This window comes from Mesorhizobium sp. M7A.F.Ca.CA.002.15.2.1 (assembly GCF_003998715.1).
Classification (GTDB): domain Bacteria; phylum Pseudomonadota; class Alphaproteobacteria; order Rhizobiales; family Rhizobiaceae; genus Mesorhizobium; species Mesorhizobium ciceri.
This window is the reverse complement of record NZ_RZPI01000747.1, coordinates 1-2,557: the sequence shown is the minus strand read 5'-3', so window position 1 is coordinate 2,557 and position 2,557 is coordinate 1. Positions and strand designations below refer to the sequence as shown.

Here is a 2,557-nt window from a genome sequence, read left to right as displayed (position 1 = left end):
GGCAATGATCCTGCCCCAGGCGCGGGAAAGCCGGATCAGAGAGTGGGTGCGAAAGCGTTCGCAAGCTTGCTGTTGTTGTCGCTGAACAGCCAGATGATCCCGTCGCGGACCTCACCGATACCGCCGACGATGGCCAGCGACAGCACGGCGATGATCACGCCATATTCGACGGCCGTGGCGCCGGTCTCGTCGTTCAGAAAACCCAGCAGCACTGCTTTCATGGCCTCAACCCCTCTGTCCGGGACCTTACAGCCGACCTGTTAAGAAAGGTTAACGGCAAAGGCTTAACAGGCGGTGAAACCGCCGCCTTTGCGAAATCTCTTAACCATGTCAGCAGTCGCCGCTGCTCCGGCCATTGGACCTGATGATGCAGACCGAGCTCGGCTGCGGCTGCAGCACGCTGCGGCGCAGCGTGTAGGTTTCGCGATGGCCGATCGAGCCTGTGGCCGCCATGTCGAGCCCGCCGAAACCGTCACGGGCCGACAGCGAGCGTGTCTGGCTGTCGAGGAAAGGGGTTGCGATCAGCGCCAGCGCCACCGCGGCCGAACCGAACAGAAGCGTTATGCGCAATATGCCCATGCCCGCATCGGCGGCGCGAAACCCCCGCTCGGGCCGGATCGAGTCCCAATCCCTGTCTAGGCTCATGCTATCGCTCCCCGGCAAATCGACCGCTCGGCCGCGAACGGCCATGCTTCAACTTTTCACGACGAGATAAATCTTCCATTAATGCTGGCTGATACAACGCCTCGGCCAGGAACCGGCCGGACGGGAGCCTCAGAGAAGATCGATGAGGAACGGGATCAGCGGCTCATCGGCCGGCGGCATCGGATAATCGCGCATCTGCTTCGGCCTTACCCATTTCAGCGCCTGCCCTTCCCTGGGCTGCGCGATACCGCGAAAGCGGCGGCAGATGAACAGCGGCATCAGCAGGTGGAAATCGTCGTAGGAATGGCTGGCGAAAGTGAGCGGCGCCAGGCACGGGATGTCGGTTTCGATGCCGATTTCCTCATGCAGTTCGCGAATGATGCATTGTTCGGGCGTCTCGCCCGGCTCGACCTTGCCGCCGGGAAACTCCCACAGCCCGGCAAGTTGCTTGCCCTGAGGCCGCTGCGCCAGAAGCACCCGGCCGTCGGCATCGACCAGCGCGCAGGCGGCGACCAGCAGCAGGCGCTTGCCGGCGGTCACGACATCATTCATGACCCGGCGGCCGCCGGTAGTGGTAGCGATAGACTTCCTCGAAGCCGAGCGAATGGTAGAGCGCCAGTGCCGGCACATTGTTGGCCTCGACCTGCAGCCAGGCTTCCCGTGCGCCCCGCAGCCGTGCCCATTTCAGTGCCGACAGGATCAGGTTGCGGCCGTGGCCCCTGTTGCGTGCCGACTTGTCGGTGGCGACCTCGAACAGGCCGGCGAGATCGCCGTCATGCACGCAGATCAGCGTCGCCAGCGCTTCTGATCCATCTTCGAGCGCGAACAGCCCGGCTTCGGGCTGGATGGCGCCGATGATCTCCGACAGGCCGGGGCGCAGCGAAACATCCGAACCGCTGACCTTGAGCGACGCGCCGATGAAGCGGCTGATGTCTTTCAGCGGGATCTGGTCCATGGCAGCGTCGAGTTGCGCATCGGCCAGCGGCAGCCGCATGACCAGCGACTCGTCGAACCGGCTCCATCCCTCACGGTCGAGATGACTGGCAAGATCGGGACCCGACAACGGCGACATGCGGAATGTCAGCGGCCTGCCATAGGCATCGAAACGGCGGCTGGCCCGGCCGATACGGTCGGCAATGTGCTGGATGTCGCCGGGATCGAGCGGATTGACCGAGTTCAGCCGCTTGGCCGGATGGCCGGCGGTCAGCCGCACCACCCAGGTGCCGTCATAGTGGACGGCGGCCGCCGGCCAGGCGCGAAAGCCGGCCGCCTCGTAACGGCGCACGATCGCGAGCATGCTTGCCGGATGCCTGGAGCTCAAAACCGTCAGCTCCGGTAATCGCCATTGATGGCGACATATTCCTTGGTGAGGTCGCAGGTCCACACCGTCGCCTTGCCGCGGCCAATGCCGATATCGGCGCGGATGCGGATATCGTCGCGCTTCATGTAGGCCGACGTCGCCGCCTCGGAATAGCCGGGGTCGCGCTCGCCTTCATGCGCCAGCCTGTTGTCGCCGAACCAGATCGACAGCCGGTCGCGATCGGCGGGTTCGCCGGCCTTGCCGACGGCCATGACGACGCGGCCCCAATTGGCGTCCTCGCCGGCGACTGCCGTCTTGACCAGCGGCGAATTGGCGATCGACAGCGCGATGCGCTTGGCCGAGCGCGCCGATTTGGCGCCGGTGACGGTGACTTCGACCTGCTTGCGGGCGCCTTCGCCGTCGCGCACCACCTGCAGCGCCAGCGATTTCAGCACCTTGCCGAGCGCCCGGCGGAACGTGCCGAGACGGGCATCCTTGGGATCGGTTATCTCCGGCGCGCCGCGCCTGGCGGCCTTGCCGGTGGCGAAGATCAGCAGCGTGTCGCTGGTCGAGGTGTCGCTGTCGACGGTGACCGCGTTGAAAGTCTTGGCC

The 2,557-nt window shown here is 65.1% G+C and carries 5 protein-coding genes; all 5 read right to left on the bottom strand.

The genetic code is table 11. From position 1 onward, the window contains the following. Positions 1-35 precede the first annotated feature (35 nt). Positions 36-221 (bottom strand): Flp family type IVb pilin, encoded by a 186-nt coding sequence (locus ENZ74_RS28635; protein WP_127224214.1) that lies wholly within the window; start codon positions 219-221, stop codon positions 36-38. A gap of 109 nt (positions 222-330) precedes the next feature. Continuing rightward, complete coding sequence (locus tag ENZ74_RS28630) at positions 331-645, bottom strand: hypothetical protein (protein ID WP_013529445.1); 315 nt, start codon at positions 643-645, stop codon at positions 331-333. A gap of 129 nt (positions 646-774) precedes the next feature. After that, positions 775-1,197, bottom strand: coding sequence for a (deoxy)nucleoside triphosphate pyrophosphohydrolase (locus ENZ74_RS28625; RefSeq protein ID WP_063169074.1), 423 nt, complete (start codon positions 1,195-1,197; stop codon positions 775-777). Continuing rightward, positions 1,190-1,942, bottom strand: a complete 753-nt coding sequence (locus ENZ74_RS28620; protein ID WP_013529443.1) for a GNAT family N-acetyltransferase — start codon at positions 1,940-1,942, stop codon at positions 1,190-1,192. The genes ENZ74_RS28625 and ENZ74_RS28620 overlap by 8 nt, the downstream gene beginning before the upstream one ends. A 29-nt stretch (positions 1,943-1,971) precedes the next feature. Next, a partial coding sequence (locus tag ENZ74_RS28615; RefSeq protein ID WP_206522347.1) for a bifunctional ornithine acetyltransferase/N-acetylglutamate synthase occupies positions 1,972-2,557 on the bottom strand: 586 nt, incomplete at its 5' end.

What these genes read in the sequence shown, in the direction of transcription:
- ENZ74_RS28635 (WP_127224214.1), bottom strand. Translation starts at nt 221, where the DNA reads ATGAAAGCAGTGCTGCTGGGTTTTCTGAACGACGAGACCGGCGCCACG.
- ENZ74_RS28630 (WP_013529445.1), bottom strand. Translation starts at nt 645, where the DNA reads ATGAGCCTAGACAGGGATTGGGACTCGATCCGGCCCGAGCGGGGGTTT.
- ENZ74_RS28625 (WP_063169074.1), bottom strand. Translation starts at nt 1,197, where the DNA reads ATGAATGATGTCGTGACCGCCGGCAAGCGCCTGCTGCTGGTCGCCGCC.
- ENZ74_RS28620 (WP_013529443.1), bottom strand. Translation starts at nt 1,942, where the DNA reads ATGCTCGCGATCGTGCGCCGTTACGAGGCGGCCGGCTTTCGCGCCTGG.